Source organism: Paenibacillus lacisediminis (assembly GCF_046567315.2).
In genome coordinates, this window is record NZ_JBKIAX020000006.1 from 249,524 (window position 1) to 271,111 (window position 21,588).

The 21,588-nt window shown below is 57.9% G+C and carries 18 protein-coding genes; 7 read left to right on the forward strand and 11 right to left on the reverse strand.

The features are described 5' to 3' along the window. The first annotated feature begins 223 nt into the window (after positions 1-223). On the forward strand, positions 224-1,270 hold the full coding sequence (locus tag ACLD72_RS14120) for a hypothetical protein (protein ID WP_410995498.1): 1,047 nt from the start codon (positions 224-226) through the stop codon (positions 1,268-1,270). A gap of 90 nt (positions 1,271-1,360) precedes the next feature. Here the strand turns inward: ACLD72_RS14120 and aguB are convergent, their stop codons facing one another. After that, positions 1,361-2,239, reverse strand: coding sequence for an N-carbamoylputrescine amidase (gene aguB, locus ACLD72_RS14125; RefSeq protein WP_410995496.1), 879 nt, complete (start codon positions 2,237-2,239; stop codon positions 1,361-1,363). 27 nt (positions 2,240-2,266) lie between these two features. After that, entirely contained in the window at positions 2,267-3,316 is a 1,050-nt protein-coding gene (locus tag ACLD72_RS14130; protein WP_410995494.1) for an agmatine/peptidylarginine deiminase, read from the reverse strand. Positions 3,317-3,524: 208 nt separating this feature from the next. Between ACLD72_RS14130 and ACLD72_RS14135 the strand changes: the two genes are divergently transcribed. After that, positions 3,525-4,601, forward strand: coding sequence for a bifunctional transcriptional activator/DNA repair enzyme AdaA (locus ACLD72_RS14135; RefSeq protein WP_410995492.1), 1,077 nt, complete (start codon positions 3,525-3,527; stop codon positions 4,599-4,601). 515 nt (positions 4,602-5,116) lie between these two features. Here ACLD72_RS14135 and pcp read toward each other — a convergent pair. Further along, entirely contained in the window at positions 5,117-5,722 is a 606-nt protein-coding gene (gene pcp / locus ACLD72_RS14140; protein ID WP_410995677.1) for a pyroglutamyl-peptidase I, read from the reverse strand. Between the two features lie 299 nt (positions 5,723-6,021). Between pcp and serS the strand changes: the two genes are divergently transcribed. From serS to ACLD72_RS14160, 4 genes are all read left to right on the forward strand, one after another. Then, positions 6,022-7,308, forward strand: a complete 1,287-nt coding sequence (gene serS, locus ACLD72_RS14145) for a serine--tRNA ligase (protein WP_410995491.1) — start codon at positions 6,022-6,024, stop codon at positions 7,306-7,308. A gap of 70 nt (positions 7,309-7,378) precedes the next feature. Continuing rightward, positions 7,379-8,431 (forward strand): stalk domain-containing protein, encoded by a 1,053-nt coding sequence (locus ACLD72_RS14150; RefSeq protein ID WP_410995489.1) that lies wholly within the window; start codon positions 7,379-7,381, stop codon positions 8,429-8,431. A 581-nt stretch (positions 8,432-9,012) separates the two neighbouring features. Next, on the forward strand, positions 9,013-9,669 hold the full coding sequence (locus tag ACLD72_RS14155; protein ID WP_410995487.1) for a guanylate kinase: 657 nt from the start codon (positions 9,013-9,015) through the stop codon (positions 9,667-9,669). A gap of 219 nt (positions 9,670-9,888) precedes the next feature. Further along, the gene (locus ACLD72_RS14160; protein ID WP_410995486.1) at positions 9,889-11,250 is read left to right on the forward strand and encodes a glycosyltransferase family 2 protein; all 1,362 of its coding nucleotides are present in this window, start codon (positions 9,889-9,891) and stop codon (positions 11,248-11,250) included. Positions 11,251-11,345: 95 nt separating this feature from the next. On the opposite strand, the gene ACLD72_RS14165 is transcribed toward ACLD72_RS14160, so the two are convergent. After that, positions 11,346-12,041, reverse strand: coding sequence for an ArsR/SmtB family transcription factor (locus ACLD72_RS14165; protein ID WP_410995485.1), 696 nt, complete (start codon positions 12,039-12,041; stop codon positions 11,346-11,348). A 121-nt stretch (positions 12,042-12,162) separates the two neighbouring features. Between ACLD72_RS14165 and ACLD72_RS14170 the strand changes: the two genes are divergently transcribed. Further along, positions 12,163-12,798: a flavin reductase family protein gene (locus ACLD72_RS14170; protein ID WP_410995483.1), complete on the forward strand. Its 636-nt coding sequence runs from the start codon at positions 12,163-12,165 to the stop codon at positions 12,796-12,798. Between the two features lie 385 nt (positions 12,799-13,183). Here the strand turns inward: ACLD72_RS14170 and ACLD72_RS14175 are convergent, their stop codons facing one another. The 7 genes from ACLD72_RS14175 to ACLD72_RS14205 all read right to left on the reverse strand — a co-directional run bounded on the left by ACLD72_RS14175 (position 13,184) and on the right by ACLD72_RS14205 (position 21,554). After that, the gene (locus ACLD72_RS14175) at positions 13,184-14,245 is read right to left on the reverse strand and encodes an LLM class flavin-dependent oxidoreductase (protein ID WP_410995481.1); all 1,062 of its coding nucleotides are present in this window, start codon (positions 14,243-14,245) and stop codon (positions 13,184-13,186) included. A gap of 375 nt (positions 14,246-14,620) precedes the next feature. Next, a complete protein-coding gene (gene atzF, locus ACLD72_RS14180; RefSeq protein WP_410995479.1) occupies positions 14,621-16,549 on the reverse strand; it encodes an allophanate hydrolase in 1,929 nt (642 codons plus the stop codon). 18 nt (positions 16,550-16,567) lie between these two features. Continuing rightward, a complete protein-coding gene (locus tag ACLD72_RS14185; RefSeq protein ID WP_410995477.1) occupies positions 16,568-17,668 on the reverse strand; it encodes a M42 family metallopeptidase in 1,101 nt (366 codons plus the stop codon). A 55-nt stretch (positions 17,669-17,723) separates the two neighbouring features. After that, complete coding sequence (locus ACLD72_RS14190; RefSeq protein ID WP_251597227.1) at positions 17,724-18,542, reverse strand: BtpA/SgcQ family protein; 819 nt, start codon at positions 18,540-18,542, stop codon at positions 17,724-17,726. A 34-nt stretch (positions 18,543-18,576) separates the two neighbouring features. After that, the gene (locus ACLD72_RS14195; protein ID WP_410995475.1) at positions 18,577-19,227 is read right to left on the reverse strand and encodes an HAD family hydrolase; all 651 of its coding nucleotides are present in this window, start codon (positions 19,225-19,227) and stop codon (positions 18,577-18,579) included. A gap of 18 nt (positions 19,228-19,245) precedes the next feature. After that, positions 19,246-20,763 carry an FGGY-family carbohydrate kinase gene (locus ACLD72_RS14200; protein ID WP_410995473.1) on the reverse strand — a complete coding sequence of 506 codons (1,518 nt, stop codon included), beginning with the start codon at positions 20,761-20,763 and terminating at the stop codon, positions 19,246-19,248. Between the two features lie 53 nt (positions 20,764-20,816). Continuing rightward, positions 20,817-21,554: an SDR family NAD(P)-dependent oxidoreductase gene (locus tag ACLD72_RS14205; protein ID WP_410995471.1), complete on the reverse strand. Its 738-nt coding sequence runs from the start codon at positions 21,552-21,554 to the stop codon at positions 20,817-20,819. Between the last annotated feature and the right edge of the window lie 34 nt (positions 21,555-21,588).

Consider the following 21,588-nt stretch of genomic DNA (forward strand, 5'->3'; position numbering starts at 1 on the left):
TGTCCGCCTTTTACACCGTTCATTGGAAAATAAGGGCATAAAATTCCGCTAATGGGGATGAATCATGCCTCGCCCCGGAAATTAAGACCATAAAGCTCCGCTATTCTGAGGGAGGGGGCTCGGGCAGCCTGAGCTTTCTTGCTGCAGCGATACCGATTGTAGCACGGCTTCGCTTCGACTGTGATCGAAATGTCGATGTTCCATGAAATGGAGGAGGATGCTCATGAAAGTCGGGTCCGCACGAACGGCGGCCGCCCAGTGGGTGACGGAGCACGCCGCCCGGGAGGCTGATTTCCTGGGAGCCTATTTTAGCGGTTCGACGGTTGATCTGCCGAATGACGCGCCAATGTCCCCGAGTTCAGACATCGATCTTATGGTTGTGACTGCCCAAACCGAACCTCCGCTTAAACCGGGAAAATTCCACTTCGAGAACGCGCTGTTGGAGGTAACGTATCTGCCTTGGAGCCAACTGGCCTCTGTCGAAAACGTCCTGACGGACTATCATCTGGCCGGAAGCTTTCGGACGGATACGATCATCGCTGATCCAACGGGACGATTACGCAAGCTGCAGACGGAGGTGGCCCCCCGTTTTGCCGCAAATCCGTGGGTGCGCCGCCGCTGCGAAAACGCCCGGGAGCGGGTCGAGCGCGGACTTCGCAGCATCGATCCTTCCGCGCCATGGCACGATCAGGTGACGGCGTGGCTGTTTCCGACCGGGATCATGACCCATGTCCTGCTTACGGCCGCGCTGCGCAATCCCACCGTACGGCTGCGTTACCTCGCCGCCCGGCAGGTACTGGCCGACTACGGGCTCAGCGCCAGATACCCGGAGCTGCTGCGGCTGCTCGGCTGTACTCAGCTCGGGCCGCAGCAGGCGGAGTCCCATCTGGACGCGCTGGCCCGGACTTTTGACGCAGCCGCGGAGCACGCCCGTACGCCGTTCTTCTTCAGCAGCGACATCACCGCCGCGGCGCGCCCGGTCGCGATCGACGGCAGCCGTGAGCTGATCCGGGGCGGCCGCCAGCAAGAGGCGGTATTTTGGATCGTCGCTACCTTTGCCCGCTGCCTTAAAATTTTGGCCGCCGACGCTCCAGCCCTGCACAAAAATTCGCTTCCCAGCTTCAACGAAATGCTTGCCGATCTGGGCATTAATGGTTCCGCCGACCTTTTCGCCCGCGCCGGGGAGGGGCTGCGCTATCTCCCGCGGCTTATGCAGGCGGCGGAAGCGATCATGGACGCCAACCCCGAGATTAAGACCGGGCAAGGATGATCCCGTCTTGCGCCACATGCTGCCGTCAAAAGCCCCCAATCACGGCGTTCGAGTGCAATTGGGGGCCCGATTTTCTATGAAATTACGTGCTTAGTCGATACGCAGCTCGCCGTCGTAGGAAGTGATGATTTTGTACAAATCCGGCCGGCGGTCGCGGAAAATTCCCCACTCGATACGCTGTGTCTCCAACTGATCAAGGTCGAACTCCGCCACCAGCACGGTCTCCTCGGTGCGGTTTGCCTCGGCGATTTTGTTGCCCTGAGGTCCGGCGATAAAGGACGAGCCGTAAAACGTGATGCTGGAATCCTCGTCCGTTTCCTCGCCGACCCGATTGGAAGCGATGACCGGCACCAGGTTCGCGGCGGCATGCCCGAGCATGCACATCTGCCAGTGATCCCTGGAATCGATCGAGCCGTCCTGCGGCTCCGAGCCGATCGCGGTCGGGTAGAACAACAGCTCGGCGCCCATCAGCGCCATGCAGCGCGCGGCTTCCGGATACCATTGATCCCAGCAGACACCGATGCCGATTTTGGCATAACGCGTTTTCCACACTTTAAAGCCAGTATCGCCCGGGTTAAAATAAAACTTCTCCTCATACCCCGGCCCGTCCGGGATATGGCTTTTCCGGTAACGTCCGAGCAGTTCGCCGTCGGCGTCGATCACGGCCAGCGAGTTGTAGCGGGCGTTGTTCTTTTTTTCGTAGAAGCTGATCGGAAGCACCACTTTCAGCTCCTTGGCCACCTGGCGAAAATGCTGGATCGCCGCGTTCTCTTCCAGCTCTGTTGCATAGACGTAGTAGTCCGATTTTTCTTTTTGGCAAAAATAAGGCGTCTCAAACAGCTCCTGCAGCAAAATAATCTGCGCTCCCTGCCGGGCGGCCTCGCGGACCAGCTTATCCGCCTTGGCGATGTTGTCTTCTCTATTTGGGGAGCAGCTCATCTGCGTGGCCGCTACCTTCACCTTTCTCATCTGGAGTCCCCCTTTATGCTTGTTGATTTAAACGCGTACCCGTCCCGCCGGCATTTGCTGGGTCGTGCAGTGCACATTGCCGCCCTCGCGGATGATCGCCATACCGTCCACCGTGCGGATTTTGCGGTCCGGAAACGCCTCGCTTAAAATTTGCTCCGCCTGCCGGTCGGTTTCCGCCGCGGCGCCGCCAAACACCGGCAAAATGATGCCGCCGTTGACGAAATAAAAATTCAAATAGCTTAGCGTTAAGCGGCTGTCTTCATACATGGTGCGCGGCGGTTGCGGAATTTGGACAATCTCCAGCTTGCGCCCCTGCGCGTCCACCGCGGCGTTCAGGATTGCCAGGTTTTCCTGCGTAATCTCATAATTGTCATCTTCCGGGTCGGTGCACACCTGCAAAATCACCTTGCCCGGCGCGGCAAAGCAAGCCACGTTGTCGACATGGCCATCCGTCTCGTCGCCGCTTAAGCCCCGCTTCAGCCAAATGATGTGCGCGGCGTTCACAAAGTTTTTCACGGCCGTTACGATCTCTTCCCGGCTCATCTCCGGGTTCCGGTTCGTGTTCAGCAGGCACTCTTCCGTCGTCAGCAGCGTACCTTCACCGTCCGTATGGATGGAGCCGCCCTCCAGCACAAGCGGCGCGTCAAACCGTTTCACGCCCAGCGCTTCGAGAATTTGCGGCGCGACCGCGTCGTCCAAATCCCATGGCGCATATTTGCCGCCCCAGGCGTTAAACCGCCAGTTAACCCCAGCCAGCTCGCCTTCGCCGTTCACGACAAAAGTCGGGCCATTGTCGCGAAGCCACGCGTCATTGTGCGCGATCGGCAGGCATTCGATCGGATGGCGGTGGTTGCCGCCGCTGAAGATTTCCTGCACTTTCTCCAGATCAACCGGGTTGACGACGACCGTCACCGGTTCGAATTCGGCGATCGCCGTGATGAATTCGCCATAACCCCGGCAGACCGCGTCATACTGCTGCGGATAACACATCGACGCCTGCACCGGCCAGGAAATAAACGTGCGCTCATGCGGCGCCCATTCGGCCGGCATTTTATAGTTCAAGTCTCTAGGATACATCGTTTCCCTCACACCCTATATTTAAAATCATTAGATCATGAATTCCTGGTTCACCATGATATCATATAACAAAACATACCCGCCCACAATGGAAGTGTTGACCGCCTGCGGGACAGGCCGGAGCGAAAAAAATCGCTGCCCGATTTTCGGCGGCGGGGCGGGCCGGCGAGCGGTATAATTTATCTAACCAATTTCAAGGAGGCCGCGCATGATCCCCACGGACCGTAAAGAGGAATTTTATAAAGCTTTGTTGGAGAAAAACACGGAGTACGAAGGTTTGTTCTACGTCGGCGTGAAAACGACCGGCGTCTTTTGCCGCCCCACTTGCCCGGCCCGGAAACCGAAGCTGGAAAACTGCGAATTTTTCGAAACCGCCAAAGAAGCGCTGCTCGCTTCTTTTCGGCCATGCCAGCGCTGCCGCCCGCTGTCACCCCCGGGCCAGGCGTCCGATCTCGTCCGGCAGCTGGTGGAAGCGGTGGAGCAGCATCCCGAGAAGCGCTGGAGGGACGAAGATTTCCGGCAGCTTTCCGTCGATGCGTCGACAGCGCGCCGCCAATTCAAAAAGCGCTTCGGCATGACCTTTGTCGAATATGCCCGGGCCCGCCGCATGGGCCTGGCGATGAAGCATATCCGCTCCGGCCAACCCGTAATCGATGCTCAGCTGTCCACGGGCTACGAATCGAGCAGCGGGTTTCGCGACGCGTTTTCCCGGATTATGGGCGCGCCGCCGACCCGGTTGGAAGAGGGCCGGATTTTGCGGGCGGCTTGGCTCGATACGCCGCTGGGGCCGATGATCGCCATCGCCGACGAAGCGGCCTTGCATCTGCTGGAGTTCATTGACCGCCGCGGACTGGAGCGCGAGGTGGAGCGGCTTCGCCAGCGGACCAAGGCGGCGGTTATCCCCGGCGTCACCGCGCCGATCCGCTCGATTGAGAAGGAGCTGGCGCTTTATTTTGACGGCCGATTGCGCGAATTCAAGACCCCGTTGTTTTTGCTGGGGTCGCCTTTTCAGCGGCGGGTGTGGGCACAGCTGCAGCAAATCCCGCCCGGGGAAACCCGCTCGTACGCCGAGCTGGCCGTTGCCGTGGGGAATCCGGCGGGTTACCGCGCCGTCGCCCAGGCCAACGGAGCCAATCAGCTCGCCATCGTCATCCCCTGCCACCGCGTCATCAATTCGAATGGCGAGCTCGGCGGCTACGGCGGCGGCCTGTCGCGCAAAAGCTGGCTGCTGAACCATGAGAAACACGGCGGCAGTGTGGAGGCAGCGGCGAGTTATACGAGTTGAGCCGGTTGAGCGGATTGAGTAAATGGAGTTAGTGGCGCAAATGGAGGAAGAGTTTGGGAGTTGGCGAGTTGAGTAAGTTGGGCAAGTGGAGTTAGTGGTGTAAATTGGTAAGTTGAGTAGTTTGAACATGTGAGTTATTGGTGTAAATTGGGCAAGTGGAGAAGGAGCGGGGGGAGTAGTGGTGTAACTTGGGCGAGTTGAGCAAGTTGGGCAAGTTGAGCAAGTTGGGCAAGTTGAGCGAGAGTTAAGCGAAGCTAGTTGTAGAAGTGCTGCCCATCTCGGAGAAAACATAAGGGCATAAAATGGCGTTATTCCGGTGATATTCGTCCATTTGAGAGAAATACAGGCATTTTATGTCGCTATTTTCTCGAATCACCAGGAAATGCCCGGGTGCTGGCCCATTCATAAGAAAATAAGGACAAAAAATGCCGCTAATGAGAATGAACATGCTAGGCTCCGGATAATAAGCACATAAAGTTCCGCTATATTTTGAAGGGCCTGGGTTTAGACGCCGACTACGTCAAGACGCCGATCGCCAGCTCCAGGCCCAAAACGATTTGATCCAGCGCCATGCTTGGGGTCCCGGGATGCCGCACCGCCTGTTCCGGCAGATAAGGAACATGGATGAAGCCACCCCGGATCGGCCGGCCGCTGACAGCAATATGGTGCATCAACCCATAAAACAAATGGTTGCACACGAAGGTTCCGGCCGTATTGGACACCGAAGCTGGAATACCATGGGCCCGGAGCTGGTCCGCCATAGCCTTGACGGGCAGCGTGGACCAATAAGCAGCCGGCCCCTCCGCCACGATCGGCCAATCGACTGGCTGGTTCCCGTCGTTGTCGGGAATCGCGGCATCATCCATGTTGATGGCGATCCGCTCAAACGCGATTTCGGCACGGCCCCCGGCCTGCCCCAAACCAATAACGATGTCGGGCCCCATCTCCTCCATCGCCGCGATCAACGTGTTCGTTGATTTGCCGAACACCGTCGGCAGCTCAAGCCCTACGATCACGTGCTGGCCGAGAGTCCGGCCCTTCAGCCGGTTCATCGCCTCCACAGCCGGATTGATTCGCTCGCCACCAAAAGGCTCGAAACCGGTTAACAAAATTTTTTTCATCAAATTCCCTCCTCCCCCTTGAATAAAAAACACCATCTACGCTATACTGTGAAAAATATATCGGAATCATGCCTATGAAGAGCATCCAACTCGGAGGCGTTTTCGTCAAGGGGAAGACGGCAAAACTGCGCAAAATCCCCCTAAGTTAACCGGATCCGCCCGTTACTGCGGAAACAAGTGGATTAAACGGCTTAGAGCCGTTTGGTCAATTTGGGTGGCACCGCGAGAATACAAGCGCTCCTCGTCCCAATCGGACGACGAGCGCTTTTTGTATTTCTATAACAAAGGAGCGGATAGCCATGTTAGACATCAAGTGGATTCGGGAGCATCAGGAACAAGTTCAACTTATCGCGGAGCAAAAGGGGATTGATCTTTCGATCCCCGAGTTGCTCCGCCGGGACGATCAGCGCCGGGCGCTGCTGCTGGAGGTCGAGCGTTTGCGGCAGGAACGGAACCGGTTGACCCGGCGCATTCAAGAGTTTATTCGGGAACGCGCGGAGGTGGAAGCCGAAACGTGCAAAGGGGAGGTCAAAAAGCTGAATCGCCGGCTCGCCGGTCTGGAGCATGAACTTCAGGAAGCGGAACAGGAATATCGGGAGCTTATGCTGCTCGTGCCTAACCCGGTTTCGCCGGACACGCCCATAGGCCTGTCGGATCAGGACAATGTGGAGATCAAGCGGGCCTGCGAGCCGCCGGCGTTTGGCTTTGAACCGCGGGACCACGTGGCGCTTGGCGAGCTGCACCGTCTCATCGACATTCCCCGCGGCGTCAAAACGGCGGGAAGCCGCAATTATTACCTCACCGGCATGGGCGTTTTGCTCCACCGGGCGGTGCAGCAGTTGGCCGTCGATCTGCTTGTTGGCAAAGGCTTTACGCTGCTGGAGGTCCCGTTAATGGTTCGGCCTGCGGCGATGTATAACACCGGGTTTTTCCCGCTTGGCCAGGATCAGACCTACCGGATCACCGATGAAGACCGCTGGCTTGTCGGCACGTCGGAAGTGCCGCTTGTCTCGTATTTCGAGGACGAAATCGTCGATGTCGCCCGGCCGCTCAAGCTGGCCGCGGCATCGCTTTGCTTCCGGAACGAGGTGGGCTCGGCCGGCAAAGACGTGCACGGCTTGTACCGGGTTCGCCAGTTTTCGAAGGTGGAACAGGTCATCCTCTGCCAAAATGATCCGGCAGTGTCGGAGCAGCTATTTCAGGAAATTACGGAAAATGCCGAAGAACTCCTGCGGCTGCTGGAACTCCCTTACCGGGTAATGGCCGTCTGCAGCGGCGACATGTCGCAAAAAACGTACAAACAATACGATATCGAAACGTGGATGCCGAGCCGGGCGTCGTACGGGGAAACTCATTCGTCGTCGCAACTCCTCGATTTCCAGGCTCGCCGCTCGAACATCCGGTTCAGGGATCATAGCGGCAAACTGCAATACTGCTACACGTTGAACAACACGGCGGTGGCGTCACCCCGCATCCTGATCCCGCTGCTGGAGAACCACCAGGAGGAGGACGGCAGCATCCGCATTCCGCAGGCGTTGCGCAGGTACTTGAACGGCTTGGAACAGCTCGCTCCAACAAATAGGTAATATTTACTATAAAACAAATCCGCGCCGTCTCCGTTTAAATATATAAAACTATCCAGAATTAGGTGATTTTATGACGAAACGAAAACGCACGATAACTTGTATGCTGGCGGCCTCCCTGGTGTTGTCCGCCTCGGCGGAGGCGGCAGCCGCCGGCACGGCCCAGCAGGTGCAAGCCGGTACGGACAGCCGCATTGCCATAGAACTGGACGGAAAGCCACTTGTATCTGAAGTCCCGCCGGTCTTGGCCAACGGAACCGTACTCGTTCCCATCCGCGATGTCTTTGAGCCTTTAGGAGCAAAGGCGGCATGGAACGGGGAGAACAAAACAGTGACGGCGGCCAAAGACGGCATGACCCTTGTTTACCGGATCGGCGAGCGGGAAGCGCAGCTGAACGGCCAAACGATGAACCTCACGGTTCCCGGACAAATCGCGGATGGCCACACTCTAGTTCCGCTCCGCTTCGTGAGCGAAGCACTGGGCAGCGAGGTGGAGTGGGACGGAACCGGACGGACGGTGCGAATCGCTTCGGCTTCCAATTACGAAACAACGATTGAGCAGGGCGTTTACCTTCGCAGCAAGCCGGACGCGGAAAGCAACAGCGTTAAACTTCTGCCCGCCGGCAGCAAGATTCACGTAGTCCGTGAGGTCAGCGCCTTCTGGCTGGAGGCACGCACTCCGGACATACTTAGCGGATATGTGTCCGCCAAGCCGAAATACACCGATTACACCAGCGACGCGTTAGCGGAAAAACAAGCGGACAAGCTGATCGCTTACGGCAAAACCTTCGAGGGAACGCCTTACGAATTCGGAGCTTCACCGGATCAAACGAAAACGTTCGACTGCTCTTCTTTTGTCAAACACGTATTTGCGAGCGTGCTGTCGATCGAGCTGCCGCGCATCTCTTATGATCAAGCCAAAGAAGGCAAAGAGGTCAGCGTGAACGAACTGCGCAAGGGCGATTTGCTCTTTTTCAGCTCACGTGGGCTGGACATCGGCCATGTCGGAATTTACGCCGGGAACAACAAAATCCTCCACACCTATTCCAATGAGCGGGGCGTACATATCGGGGAATTTGACGGCCAATGGAAAAAACGGTTCGTAACCGCGCGCCGGGTGTTTTAGAGAGGCCGCACCGGGTAGGTGAATCCAACTCCAAGCCAGATTGGGTCAAGGCCTGCAGCCGAGTTTATCTGTTTTTCATAGGAGGAAGGGCGACCCGATGGGATCAACTGCAAAAGTGCATTCTATTTTCCGCAAATCACCATTTTAGAGCGATTGAATGCAAAAAGTGCATCTCTTTTTGGGCTAACCGATAAAAAAGTAGCTTATGACCGGAAATGAACTGCACTTTCGGCTTTTACATCTGAACCACCTGTTTCGAGGAGTTTCGACAATAACCGCCTGCACTTTTGCATTTCGTTGGACTTCCCCTGCTTCCTCAGCGGAACTGAGCAATTCTATAATAAATCCGTCGGCATCCCAGGGTTTAAAATGCCTACTTTAGCTTTTTCAAGCCATCATAACACGCGAATCGTATGCCGGCGCTGTAATTTCTTCGCGAACGTAACGAGTTTGCCAATTTCTGCCGAAATATAAGGTATAAAGAAGATTTTACGGCAAGGAGGTGAATCCGTGCGTCGCAGGACGTAAGCCTGGTAGATTTTTCAGGAGCAATCTGCTGGTTTTGCCACGCATGGAGAGCGATGTGGAAATGGCTGAAATCATCAAAAACTTCCCCCGAACCGGTCAGCACGCCTGAGGCAACGGGCAAATCTGGCGAGGCCGTTGAGGCCAGCGGGTCCGGCGGGGAGACGAAGCAACAGGTCATTGTCATCACGGGAACGAGCGGATCGGGGCGCAAAGATATTGCCAAGCGGTTAAGCTCCGAGTTGGGCATTCCTTACGTGCTTCCTTGCACGACGCGCGCGCCTCGCCCGGGCGAACAGGACGGGGAGCACTATCATTTCATCTCCGACGCGGAGTTTCGGGCACTGCAGGAAAAAGACGAGCTCTGTGAGTCCGTCCGCCTCGAACGGGGCAGCTACGGCATCTCACAGCATGAGTTAGATCGGGCGCTGCAGCAGCGGCAGACTGCGGTCGTCGTCGTTAACCACGAAGGCGTCCGGACATTCCGGAAGTTGTACGGTGAAAACGCCATCCGGATTTTTCTGTACGTCACCAAGGAAGACATTCGGCTTCGCCTGGAGCGGGAAGACGCTCCCCCCGAGGTGCTCGAAGAATATTTGCGGAATTACTCCGAACAGGTGGTTCACAAGCGGGAAAGCGACTTTTTGCTGCAAAATATCGAAACGAACGCAACGCTGGAGAAAATCAAATTGTTTCTGCAAGAGCGAATATAGGCCGCAATCAATCAAGCTGTTCCAAAGGCTGTCCAGGCCGGGGGCGGCTTTTTTGCTGCCGGGGCATCAAGGAATCGTTTAATCCGGCCTTTGCCTAAAAGTTAGGCTGGGCCGTTGCCGCAAACTCGTGCCGGTCGTGGTTTTTTGTCCATATCGGGGGTGAAAGGGGGACGTATACTAGGTATGAAATGACTATTAGCGAGAGGTGACCCTTCCCTGATGAAATTCAGCGTCATCATTCCTGCGTATAATCGAGCTTTACAGCTCATGCTTACACTCACCGGATTTGAAACGCAGACGTATCCGATGGATCAATTCGAGGTGATTGTCGTCAATGACGGCTCCACCGACGATACGCTCGCCAGGCTGGGGCAATACCAGCCTCCTTATCGGCTGCAAACCGTATCCTTAACGGAGAATACCGGGAGATCGGCCGCCCGGAATCGGGGCATTGCCGAGGCAATGGGAGAATATATTATTTTCTGCGATCCGGATTTTCTCGTAACCCCCAATTTTGTCAGCGTCCATGCTTCGTATCATCAGCAGCACAAAAATGCGGTCGTCTCCGGCGTGCCCCATCTTTTCAGAATAGCCTACCCCCATTATTATCCTAATTTCTCCGAAGAGGAGAAACATGCCGCGGTACAAGTTCTGCAGGCATCGGGATTTTGGAGCGACGATTACGGGTATGCCCTTGAACCGGTCGAAATCGTAACCCGGGAAGATGTTTTGCGCCAAACCGGAAAACTTGCCCAAGTGGCCGCCCCCTGGGAAATGACCAAACAGCATTTCAAGGAATTCTCCACTACGGATGTGGCTCCTTGGCTCATGTCCATCACCCGCAACCTGTCCCTGCCGAAAAGATCGTTGCAGGCCGCGGGCGGGTTCAACGAAAGCTTTCGGAAACACGGGCTTGAAGACTGGGAGCTGGGTTACCGCCTTCATCGGCAGGGCTGTAAATTTATGACCATCGAAGAAATTATCGGGTTTCACCAGGAACATCCGGCTGGACACCGTTATGAGGATCCGGAGAAGGAGAACCTTCGGCTCATGTACAAGGAGCACGGGTTTTCCGACCCTGAGATAAGCATGTTTGCCGTGCTGTCGCCATCGGAAGGGGTTGAGGACTATAAAAATACGCTCCGCATTTTGAAGGTTTTGCGCAAAAGCCGGCATAAATCATTCCGCCATACAGCCGGACTGCTGCGGCGGGCTTTGACGCGAGGCGCGCAGCTTTTCTACCATCAGCCCGATTCACCGGAATACGGGCACCTCAAAACCTCGCTGAAGCAGGCGGCCATAACCGCCAACCAGTTATATGCCCAGCCGGATTTTCCAAACAAATTCCGCTCTATCAAAGACCTTTTATACCAAACCTGCCGCCAATTATTGCCGCCTGCTCCCCGCAAACCCGCCCGGCGCAGAGCTTCCGGCTCAAGCAGGTTAAGAGCACGCAGATTGGGGGACAACCGATCTAAAGTACGCAGAACCAGAACACGCAGACCGGGGGCGTACAGAACTGTTCCGGGGAAGTTTACATCACCAGGACGGAAAACGCAGCGGCGGAGAAGCAGGGGCTGAATCCAGTTGCAAAACAGAATGGGGCAGTCTCTTAAGGCGCAGAAGACGTACGCCGGAGATGCCCCATTGACCTGCATTTTACCAGACGGAAGCTGTTAATCCTCCATCGCCAAGGCGAAAGCTTCTTTCAAGCCCGCCTTGCCTTGCGGCGTAATTTTGATCGCTCGCGTATTTGGCAGACGCTGCACCCAATTCAGCTCCAGCAGCCTTTCCAGCAGCGCTTGGCCCAGTGCTCCGGCCAAATGATGGCGGCGTTCGCTCCAATCCAGACATTTGTGGGAAAAGGAGCGGCGTTTGCTTTTTACCTGATTCAGGTCGATTTGAAAATTTTCAAAAAAAGCTTCCCCTTTTTTCGTCACTTCAAACCCGCTTGCGCCTTCCTGCAAAATCCCCTCCCGGACCAAGCTTTGGGTCAAGCTCACCCCCAGGCTTCCGGCCAGATGATCGTAACAGGTGCGCGCGCGGCGCAGCGCTTGATTTTCCGCCGATTGCCTAAGCGACTTGATCTTCACGGGCGGCGCAATGGACATTAGCGATTCCATCACCTGTGCAACCTCCGGATTCCGGATGCCGTAGTACCGGTGCCTGCCCTGCTTTTCGACGGTAATCAACCCCGCGTCGGCCATTTTGGCCAAGTGAAAACTCGCCGTTTGCGGCTGGATGCCCGCCATATGAGCCAATTCACCGGCCGCGTGGAATCTTCCGTCCATCAAGACGGTCAGCATGGCCGAACGGGAGGCGTCGCTGACCATCGAGGCGATTAGGGCCACATTGGTGTTGACGGTTGCCATGGGTAACTCCCTCCTTATCGCAGACGTTTTTTTGTGCATTCCATATTTCGATCATAGTGGAAATGTTCTTACTATACAATGGGGGAGAAGTTCGGAGGAAGTGATTGAAGGAGGAGCCAAGATGAAACATACCACGAATAACACGGAAGCAGGGGCGCCGGAAACCAGGGTAATCCACCCCAAAATTTTATATTACGGAACCCCGGTAATTTTGCTGAGTACACTAAACGAGGACGGTACCGCCAATATCAGCCCGATCTCGTCCTCGTGGGCGCTGGGGGATATCATCGTGCTGGGCATTGGCCTGGGCGGGAAAGCGGCGGAAAATTTGGACAGGCACCGAGAGTGCGTCATCAATCTTCCCGGCCCGGCCCTGTGGGAGAACGTGGAGCGCCTGGCCCCGACAACCGGCAAGACCCCAGTGCCGGAAGCTAAACGGGAGATGGGCTTTACCTTCGAAAAGGACAAGTTTGCGGTTAGCGGCTTAACGCCGGCGGCGTCGCATCAAATAAAACCCGCGCGTATCCGGGAATGTCCCCTGCAGATCGAAGCCGAAGTCCTGTCCTTGCGCGTACCGGAACATACCCCGGATTTCGCCATCGTTGAAACCCGGGCAGTCCAGGTTCACGCCCACCGGAACATCATCCTGGACGAGAACCGCATCGACCCGCGCAAATGGAGTCCGCTCATCTACAATTTCCGCCACTACTTCGGCTTGGGGGAGCAGCTGGGGAAGACGTTTCGGGCGGAGAGTTGACCAGGAAATAAATGCATTGGCTCTGACTACTACTTTGGAGCGATTGGAGGCCATTCCAAGACTTTGGACGCTGCTCTAACGGACACCAGCGACCTTATCCGCCCATTTCCCGGCTATTTCCCAGCCTAACGGACACACATGACCCTATTTCGCTCTAGACCAGTTCGTCCAGGGCCATTTGAGGTAAATAAGGTCCACTGTGTCCGTTACATTTTGCAAACCTCCGTTTTTATGCAAATAACGGCTCTGGTGTCCCTTAGCCCCCAGATTCCTCTCCCCCTCTCTACCTTCGAATCGCCCTCTTTTATAAATATATAAGGTAAAAAAACGCGAGCATAGTGGACAAGGACACATTCCCCTAATACTCGCGCTTTTTGGTTTTAACTTACTCCACATCCCCGCCCCCCGCTTCCCAGCGGGCGATTTCTTCGCGGACGCGAGGCGCCACCTCGGTGCCGAGCAGTTCGATCGATCTCATGACGTCCTCATGAGGCATGGTGCCAAGCGGACAGTGCAGCATGAAACGGGTGATACCGACGTTTTTGCGCAAATAGATGATTTTGGCCGCGACCGTCTCCGGATCGCCGACGTACAGCGCGCCTTCCAAGCTGCGGGCCGTATCGTAGCTGGCACGGCTGTAATATCCCCATCCCCGCTCCCGGCCGACGATGTTCATGCCGGCCTGGGTCGGCGGGAAAAACTTCTCGACCGCTTCGTCCAGTTTGTCTCCGACAAACCCGTGCGAATGCGAAGCCACCGTCAGCTTGGAAGCGTCGTGTCCGGCCTCGGCCGCCGCACGCTTATACAGCTTCACCAGCGGCGCAAACTGGACGGGTCTTCCGCCGATAATCGCCAGCACCAGCGGCAGTCCAAGCACCCCGGCCCGGACGACGGACTCGGTATTGCCGCCGCTGCCGATCCACACGGGCAGCGGATTTTGCACCGGGCGAGGGTAGACGCCCAGGTTTTGAATCGCCGGGCGGTGTTTGCCCTGCCAGGTTACTTTTTCCGACTCCCGCAGCTTGAGCAGCAGGTCCAGCTTTTCATCAAACAGTTCGTCGTAATCGTTCAAATCATATCCGAACAGCGGAAAGGACTCGATAAAAGAACCGCGCCCCGCCATAATCTCCGCGCGTCCGTTCGAGATGCCGTCAAGCGTGGCGAAATCCTGAAACACCCGGACCGGATCGTCCGACGACAATACGGTCACCGCGCTGGTGAGGCGAATCCGTTTCGTCTGCGGCGCGGCCGCCGCCAGTACAAGGGCTGGCGAAGACGCTGCATAATCCTTCCGGTGATGCTCGCCGACACCAAAAACATCAAGCCCCACCCGGTCGGCCAGAACAATTTCCTCCACGACCTCGCGCAGCCGCTGGGCATGGCTGATGACTTGCCCGGTGACAACGTCCGGCGTCGTTTCCACAAACGTGCTGATTCCAATTTCCATGATCGGTCCCCCGCTTCATTATATTAACTATATTTTTGTATTTTACTATACTTTTCTCATTAAAGCAAAAAGAAAAGCGCCCAGTTATAAACTGTGCGCTTTCGTATACCCGTATTCGAAATTCGCTATTTTCATCTTCTTCGAACGTAACGGACCCAAATGACGCTAATCGCTCATTTCCTGGTTATTTCCCCTTTTAACGGACACAGGTGACCCTATTTAGCTGCAAACAAGGTAATATCTGCGGATTTGCAGGGAATTACGGCTCTTGTGTCCGTTTAAAGTTTAGGAGCCGCTGTTTTGGGGCCAGTTAGAGTCTCTGGGGTCCGTTAGCTAGGAGCAAACCCGCTTCATTACCCGGCTTTTCAGCAGCTTTCAATGCTGACGCAACTGCCTCCAACCGCCGGATGATGTGATATCTTCCGTTCCCGCGGCGTCGGATGCATACGCTTCGCAGATAAAACCCGGAACTGCTGTTCCGTCCTCCAGTTCCACCTTGCCGATTCCAAGCGGCGCCGGAATTTGGGCGGCAAATGCGCCGAACTCACGAAGGGGCATCTCCCACACCTCCAGCCGCAGGGAAGCTCCGCCCCGGCTTACGCGGATCAGTCCCGGCTTGGCCGGGTCCGTTGGCAGCTTGATCATGCGGTAGACCGGAGCGGTCACTGTTTCTTCCAGGAACACTGCTCCATGCTCCTGCATCTGCCGCTCCAGCGGGAAGCCGCGCATATGCAGGCCGCAGACCGCCACGCGCGTGGTAGCCTCCACCCCGTTCTTTGGTGCAGCAGCTTCAGTGGCCGTTGATGCGGGTGCGCGGAGCGCCACTGGATGGTTTGCGGATATTTCCTGCCCGCCATCTGAACCCCCTTGTCCGTTCGCAGATATAACCGCTTCCCCAGTTCCGGGCGATGCCGCCGCTTCCTTCAAAGGCATTGCCGCTCCCCCTGGATTTTCGCTCAAGAAAAGCCTGGCCAAGCCGCAAACCAAGGCTTCCTGCTCCGCCGTTCCAAACAGCGTTATTCCGAACGGCAGCCCATTCCCTGCGAAACCCGTAGGAATCGCCGCTGCGCACAGATCCAGCAAATTACAGTGGTTCGTGTAGCGGCCCATATCGCTGTTGGCGCCGACCGGATTCGCTCGAAGCTGTTCCCGCGTCCACGTCCCGCCGCAAGTCGGCAGCGCCAGCACCGCATCCGCCAGCAATCGGCGCGCCTCAAGCTTAAGCAACTGCAGGCGGTGCTTCGCCGTAAACAGCGCGGCGGCCGTATGCCGCGGGTCCGCCCCGGAGCGCAGCACCTGTCCGGTCACCGGAAAGACCGCTTCCGCATGCGCTTCGACGAAGCCGCCGAGGGCCGCCCAACGCTCCGCGACCCACGGGCCGCCGTACAAGAGAGAGGCCGCTTCCGCGAACAAGCCGGCGTCGACGTATTCGACCGGCACGCCGAGCGCCTCCAGCCGCCGCAGCGCCTGTTCCCATGCGGCGCGGTACGCCTCCGCGAACGGGCCGTAGAAGGCCGGCGCCTGATCCGGCAGGCACAGCCTGCGCGGAAGCCGGGCCGCCGCCCGCGGGAGCGGGCGCGACCACGGGTCGCGGGCGTCCGGGCCGCGCACGGCGTCGTCGACCGCGAGCGCATCCTCCAGCGTGTGCGCGAACACGCTCACGCAGTCCAGGCTCGCGCAGGCCGGAACAACCCCGCGCACCGGCCAAGCCCCGAGGCTTGGCTTATAGCCGACGAGGTTGTTCAGCGCGGCGGGCACGCGGCCGGAGCCTGCGGTGTCCGTGCCCAGGGCGAAAACGGCATGCCCGCGGGCCACCGCCACCGCCGAACCGGAGCTCGAGCCGCCGCTGATCAGTTCCGGCCGCAGCGCATTATGCGTCTCGCCGTAAGGGCTGCGCGTGCCGACCAGTCCGGTGGCGAACTGGTCCAGATTTGTTTTGCCCAGCGGGAGGGCGCCAGCGGCAATCAAGCGTTCCACGACAGCCGCATTCTCGTCCGGCCGGTACGCGTACGCCGGACAGCCGGCCGTCGTCTCCGCCCCGGTCCAGTCGATGTTGTCCTTGATCGCAAAAGGGATGCCCCACAGCGGCATGACTGCCGGATCGGCGTCCCGCAGACGCTCCAGATACGGGGCCACCGACTCCGGAGACGGCGGCGCGATCCAAATGTTCATCCTGCGGTCTTCCCCGACGCGGCGAAGTATCTCGCCCACCACGTCCGCAGGCGTAATCGCTCCGCTCAAATACCCTTCCCGCAGCCAAGGGATCGTCAATTCTCTCGGAAAAGGGGCCGAAATAAAGCCCATGAGTTCTCCCTCCTTTCGTTAGCTGAGAATCAGGTCCTTGCGCGTCTTCTGCGGCATCGCCGGCCATAACAGAGTCGTACGGACGATCAGATCGATCAGTTGCCGCAAATCTTCAATATCGCTGCTCTCAACAGCGGAATGCGAGTAGCGGGCCGCGATCGCCATATCCAGCGTGGCGATGCCCGTCCCTTCATACTGCACGTACGACGCATCCGTCAGCACGCCGATCAGCGCGCCGCGCTGAATCGGAATCCCCCCTTGCCGCGCGGCCTCGATTGCCGTATCGCGCAACGCCTGGTCGGGAATCAGCCCCATCAGTGTGCCGCGGCCGTGGAAGTTGTATTCGCTGATGACCGGGCCTTTGCCGAGGCCAAGGTCGGCCTTGGCGTTCAAATCCGGCGTATCCGTCGCCGGATAAATGTCGATGCACAGCGCCATGTCCGGCTTCAGATACCGGGTGGCCGGCAAAATCCCGCGCAAGCTCCATTCCTCCTGTACGCTGCCGACCAGCCAAACCTCCGCGTCCACCCGCTCTTTGGCCAGCCGTTTTCCCGCCTCCAGCATGGCCGTGATGCCGATCCGGTCATCGAGCGCATTGGAGAACACCCGCGAGCCGCTGCGGAAAAAGGTACGCTTGTATACTACCGGCGTCCCGACGCGAATCCCCGCCGCTTCCGCCTCCTCCTTGCTGCGGAAGCCCGCGTCCACAAACAGGTCCTCGATCGGCACCACCTGATACCGCTGATCCATGCCCGTCAAATGATGGGAACGCGTGCCGATCAGGCCTTTGACCGGTCCTTCGTCCCCCAGCAATTCGACGAGCTGCCCGAGTAGATTTTTCTCTGGAATGCCTCCGTTGCGGGTAATTTTCAGAAAACCGTCCGGCTGAATTTTGTGCACCATGAACGAGACCTCATCCATATGCGCGGAAATCATGATCCTTGGCGCATCCGGTCTGAGCGGGGTAATCCGGCCCATGACGTTGCCCAGGTGATCGACCACGACTTCCTCCGCAAAACTCCGCATATAGTTGCTCAAATATTTGGCCAACGGCACCTCATTACCGCTCGGCGCTCCGATCGACGTCAGTTTCTCAAGAAGCTTTAATGTTTCTTCCATGTCAAAATCACTCTCCCGTAATTAGAGGTCCACTATTAGTACATCCGCTGCCGCGTCAGCCCTTTAACCCCGAACGAAACTCCTTGATCCGGTCCATCAGCGAACGCACTCTCGACACATCCGCCTGGTTTTCGAACTTTCCGTCTGCTTTAAAAGCCGTTCCCATCACCGCGCCGTCCGCGATGGACAACTGTTCCCGGAAATTAGCGGCGTTGACGCCGGTATTCGCCAGCACCACCGTGCCGGGCACCGCTTCCTTCACGATCCGCAGCGACTGCGAGTCCGTCGGAGCCCCGGCGGTCAGCCCGGAGACGCACAAGGCATCCGGTTTGCCGACAAACACGGTGGATACAGCAATTTCGCGAATATCGCGCGCGGCCATATACTTGGCCGATTCCGGCACGATGTTGAACAGCAGCTTCACATTGTCCGCGCCGACGGCCTGCCGGTGTCTGACGGTTTCGCCGACATTGGTGTTCCACAAGCCAAAATCACTGCCATACACCCCCGTAAAAATCTCCCGCACGAACTGCGCTCCCGTCGCCGCCGCCAGATCGATCGACTTTTTGGCATCCCACAGCACGTTGACGCCATAGGGAATTTTGATTTCGCTTTTCAGTTCCCCGATAATGCGGGCCATGGCCGCAACGGTCTCGGTTCTTACGTCCGTCAAATACGGAAGACTAAACTCGTTGGAGAACATCACCGCGTCCACTCCGCCATCCTGCAGGGCGTGCAGCTCCCGCCTGGCCATTTCCACAACGTAATCCATACCTTTGGCCTTGTCGTAGTACGGGTCGCCCGGCATGGCCTGCAAATGGCACATGGCAATGACCGCCTTATCCGTACCCGTCAGCTCTTGTAACCAATTCATCAGCAAATCCCTCCATTGTAAAATACATGTTTCGCTAACCGAGGTCCGGAAAAAGCTCCAGCAGCTCGGGAAGCGCGTGAATGATCCGGCTTGCTCCGCGCAGCTCTTCCGCGCCGCCAAAGCCGAAATCGCAGCCTACGGCGGGAATTCCGTGAGCCGCGGCCGCCTCTATGTCGGATGCGCGGTCCCCGATCATATACGCTTGCGGGGCGGGTTTTCCCGACAGATGGACCTGTAAAATATTCGCCTTCACCGTGCCTCCAACCAATCCTAGACAAAGCGGATTATGGAAGAAGCGGCGGATGTCCTGCGAATCCAGCACCGCGTTTAAATACGGGGCGTCGCAATTGCTGGCGGTCGTCATCCGGTAACCGCGGGAACGCAGCTCCTCCAGCACCTCCGCGGCATGCGGCAGCAGCACCTTCGCTTCATGCAGCCGCTGCACGATCAACTCGTCATAGAGCGCAGAGCCGCCGAGCCGCTCTTGCGGCGTACCCTCCGGCATCAGCCGCTGCCACATATCGGCCTCGGACAGGCCGAAGGTACCGAGAATTTCGCGGTCCGAAGGCAGCCGCAAATGAGCAAAGCGGCTTACCGCTTCGCGTACGGTCCGAATCGTGATGCGGCTCGAATCAACGAGCGTGCCGTCGATATCAAAGATCAGCAGGGGCGTTTCTCTTGCCATCCCCGTACCTCCTGTTTTCTATCTTTTTCCCAGTTCAACGATCTGCTCCCGGGTATTGATATACAGCTCCCTGTATACTTTGTAGCGGGCGTCATAAACTTCGCCCAGTTCGGGGTTCGGCTGCAGCTCCACTGGACGGCTGATCCGCAGGGCCAGCTCCTTCATAAACGAATGGCCGAACAATCCCGCCCCCGTCCCCGCGAGCAGCGCATCTCCGATCGCCGCGTTCGTGTTCTGCATAATCCGCTGCGGGCGCTGGCTGACGTCGGTCACGATCTGCGCCCAGAACGGATCGGTCACGCCGCCGCCGGCCCCGATCAGGGAAACCGGTCCGAGCAGCGCCTCGAACGCTTCGATGTTATGGCGGATGCCGTAGGCGACCGCCTCCAACGCCGCCCGCGACAGATCGGCCGCGTTATGCTTCAGACTCAATCCGGCGATGACTCCCCGGGCGTCGGGATCGCCCAGCGGCGTGCGCTCGCCGCTGAAATAAGGCAGCATCACCAACCCGTTGCTGCCGGAAACACTCGTCTTCGCCGCTGCGAAAAACGTCTCGAACGGTGTGCCCGGCGGATACGCCAAGTCCATCACCCACCGCACTAGCGAACCCGCCGCCGACATGCCGCCGGCCACGGCCCAAGCCCCCTCCGCCAGCCCCGGGGAAGGCCAGAACGTTTCGGACCGGGTAACGGGCTTATGCGTCGTGGCGATAAAAAACATCGAGCTGCCATACATCATAAACAGATCGCCCGGCGTCAGCGCGGCGGCGGAGATCGCCTCGGCGAGCGCGTCCGCCGAACCGATCACGACCGGAATGCCGGCCGCAAGCCCGGTTGCCGCCGCCGCTTCCGCGGTCAGAACGCCGGCCAGGTCCCCCGGCCATCCCAACTCCGGCCACGCGATGCCGTCTTTTAAAGCGGTGTCGTCCGCCAAATAAGTCCGGATCATTTCATCGTCCCATTCCATCGTGTCCATCCGAAAGAAGGGGGCATAGCTGGGCGCGATATACGCATCGATCCGCCACTCGCCCGTCAGCTTGTGAACGAGATAGGTCGAAGCCGGCACAAAACGGGCCGCCTGCCGGAACAGTTCCGGCTGCTCCTCGCGAATCCACATGATTTTCGGCCCGGCCGTCTGCGAAGAGAGCAGTTGACCAAAGCGGTCTAGCACGAATCCTTCGCCCAGTTCCTCATTCAGCCGCTGAATCTGCTTGCCGGCGCGAACGTCCATACCGTACAGAATCGCCGGCCGAAGCGGGCGGTTGTCCCGGTCCAGGGCGGCGACGCACGGCGACAACGTGCTTACGCCCAATGCCCGCACCTGCGATACTTGAAACGTTCCGCGCGCAATTAACTGCCTGACGGCGGTCCTTAAGCCTTCCCACCAAACGCTTTCGGGGTCCTGTTCGGCATACCCCGGCCGGGGAAACGATACATCGTGTTGCAAAGCCGCGGTATCCAGCAGGTCTCCCTGCGCGTTCACGGCTACCGCCTTAACCGAATAGGTTCCGATATCCACCCCAAGCAAAACGTCCATTCTCATCCCTCCTTGTCGCCCGAAATCGCCCGAAACGCTGCCGTCCTAAACCATCAGAACGTCATCATGCCTCCGGTTACGTTAATGGCCTGTCCGGTCATATATTTGGCGTCATCCGAGGCGAGAAAATAAGCGACGCCCGCCACATCTTCTGGATCGCCCAGCCGGCCCAAGGGGGTTTTTACGAGCCAAGAGTCCGCCGACATCGGAGCGTCGTTGCCGATATCCGTCTGGATGATGCCCGGGCAAAGGCTGTTCACGCGGATATTGTGCGGTCCAAGCTCTTTTGCCATCACTTTGGTCAGTTGGATCACGGCCGCTTTGCTGGCGCAGTACACGGTCTGAATCGCTGCGCCGTCCTTGCCGCCCATCGAGCCCATGTTGATGATATTGCCCCGGCCGCGCGCGATCATGCTGCGCACAATCGGTTGGGAAACGAAATAGATGCCTTTGACGTTCACGTTAAACTGAAGATCAAACTCCTCTTCGGTCGTATCAATAAACGAAGTCCATTTCAGCACGCCTGCATTGTTGACCAGCACGTCGACGAAACCAAACGTTCCGAGCACGTCCGCGATGACCTCGTCCACCCGCGCTTTTCTCGTGATATTGCAGCAATAGTAGGCGCCCCCGGTGTCCGTTGTCAACGCGGCCGCTGCGGCGCCGGGCTCGGCGGGAAGATCAAGTATCACCACCCGATACCCTTCTTGGCCGAACCGCCGTCCGATCGCCAGTCCGATGCCCCGGTTGCCTCCGGTAATCAGCACCGTCTGCTTCTTCTCATTGCTCATTGTTTTCTCATCCTTTCCTGCAGGTTTATTTTCA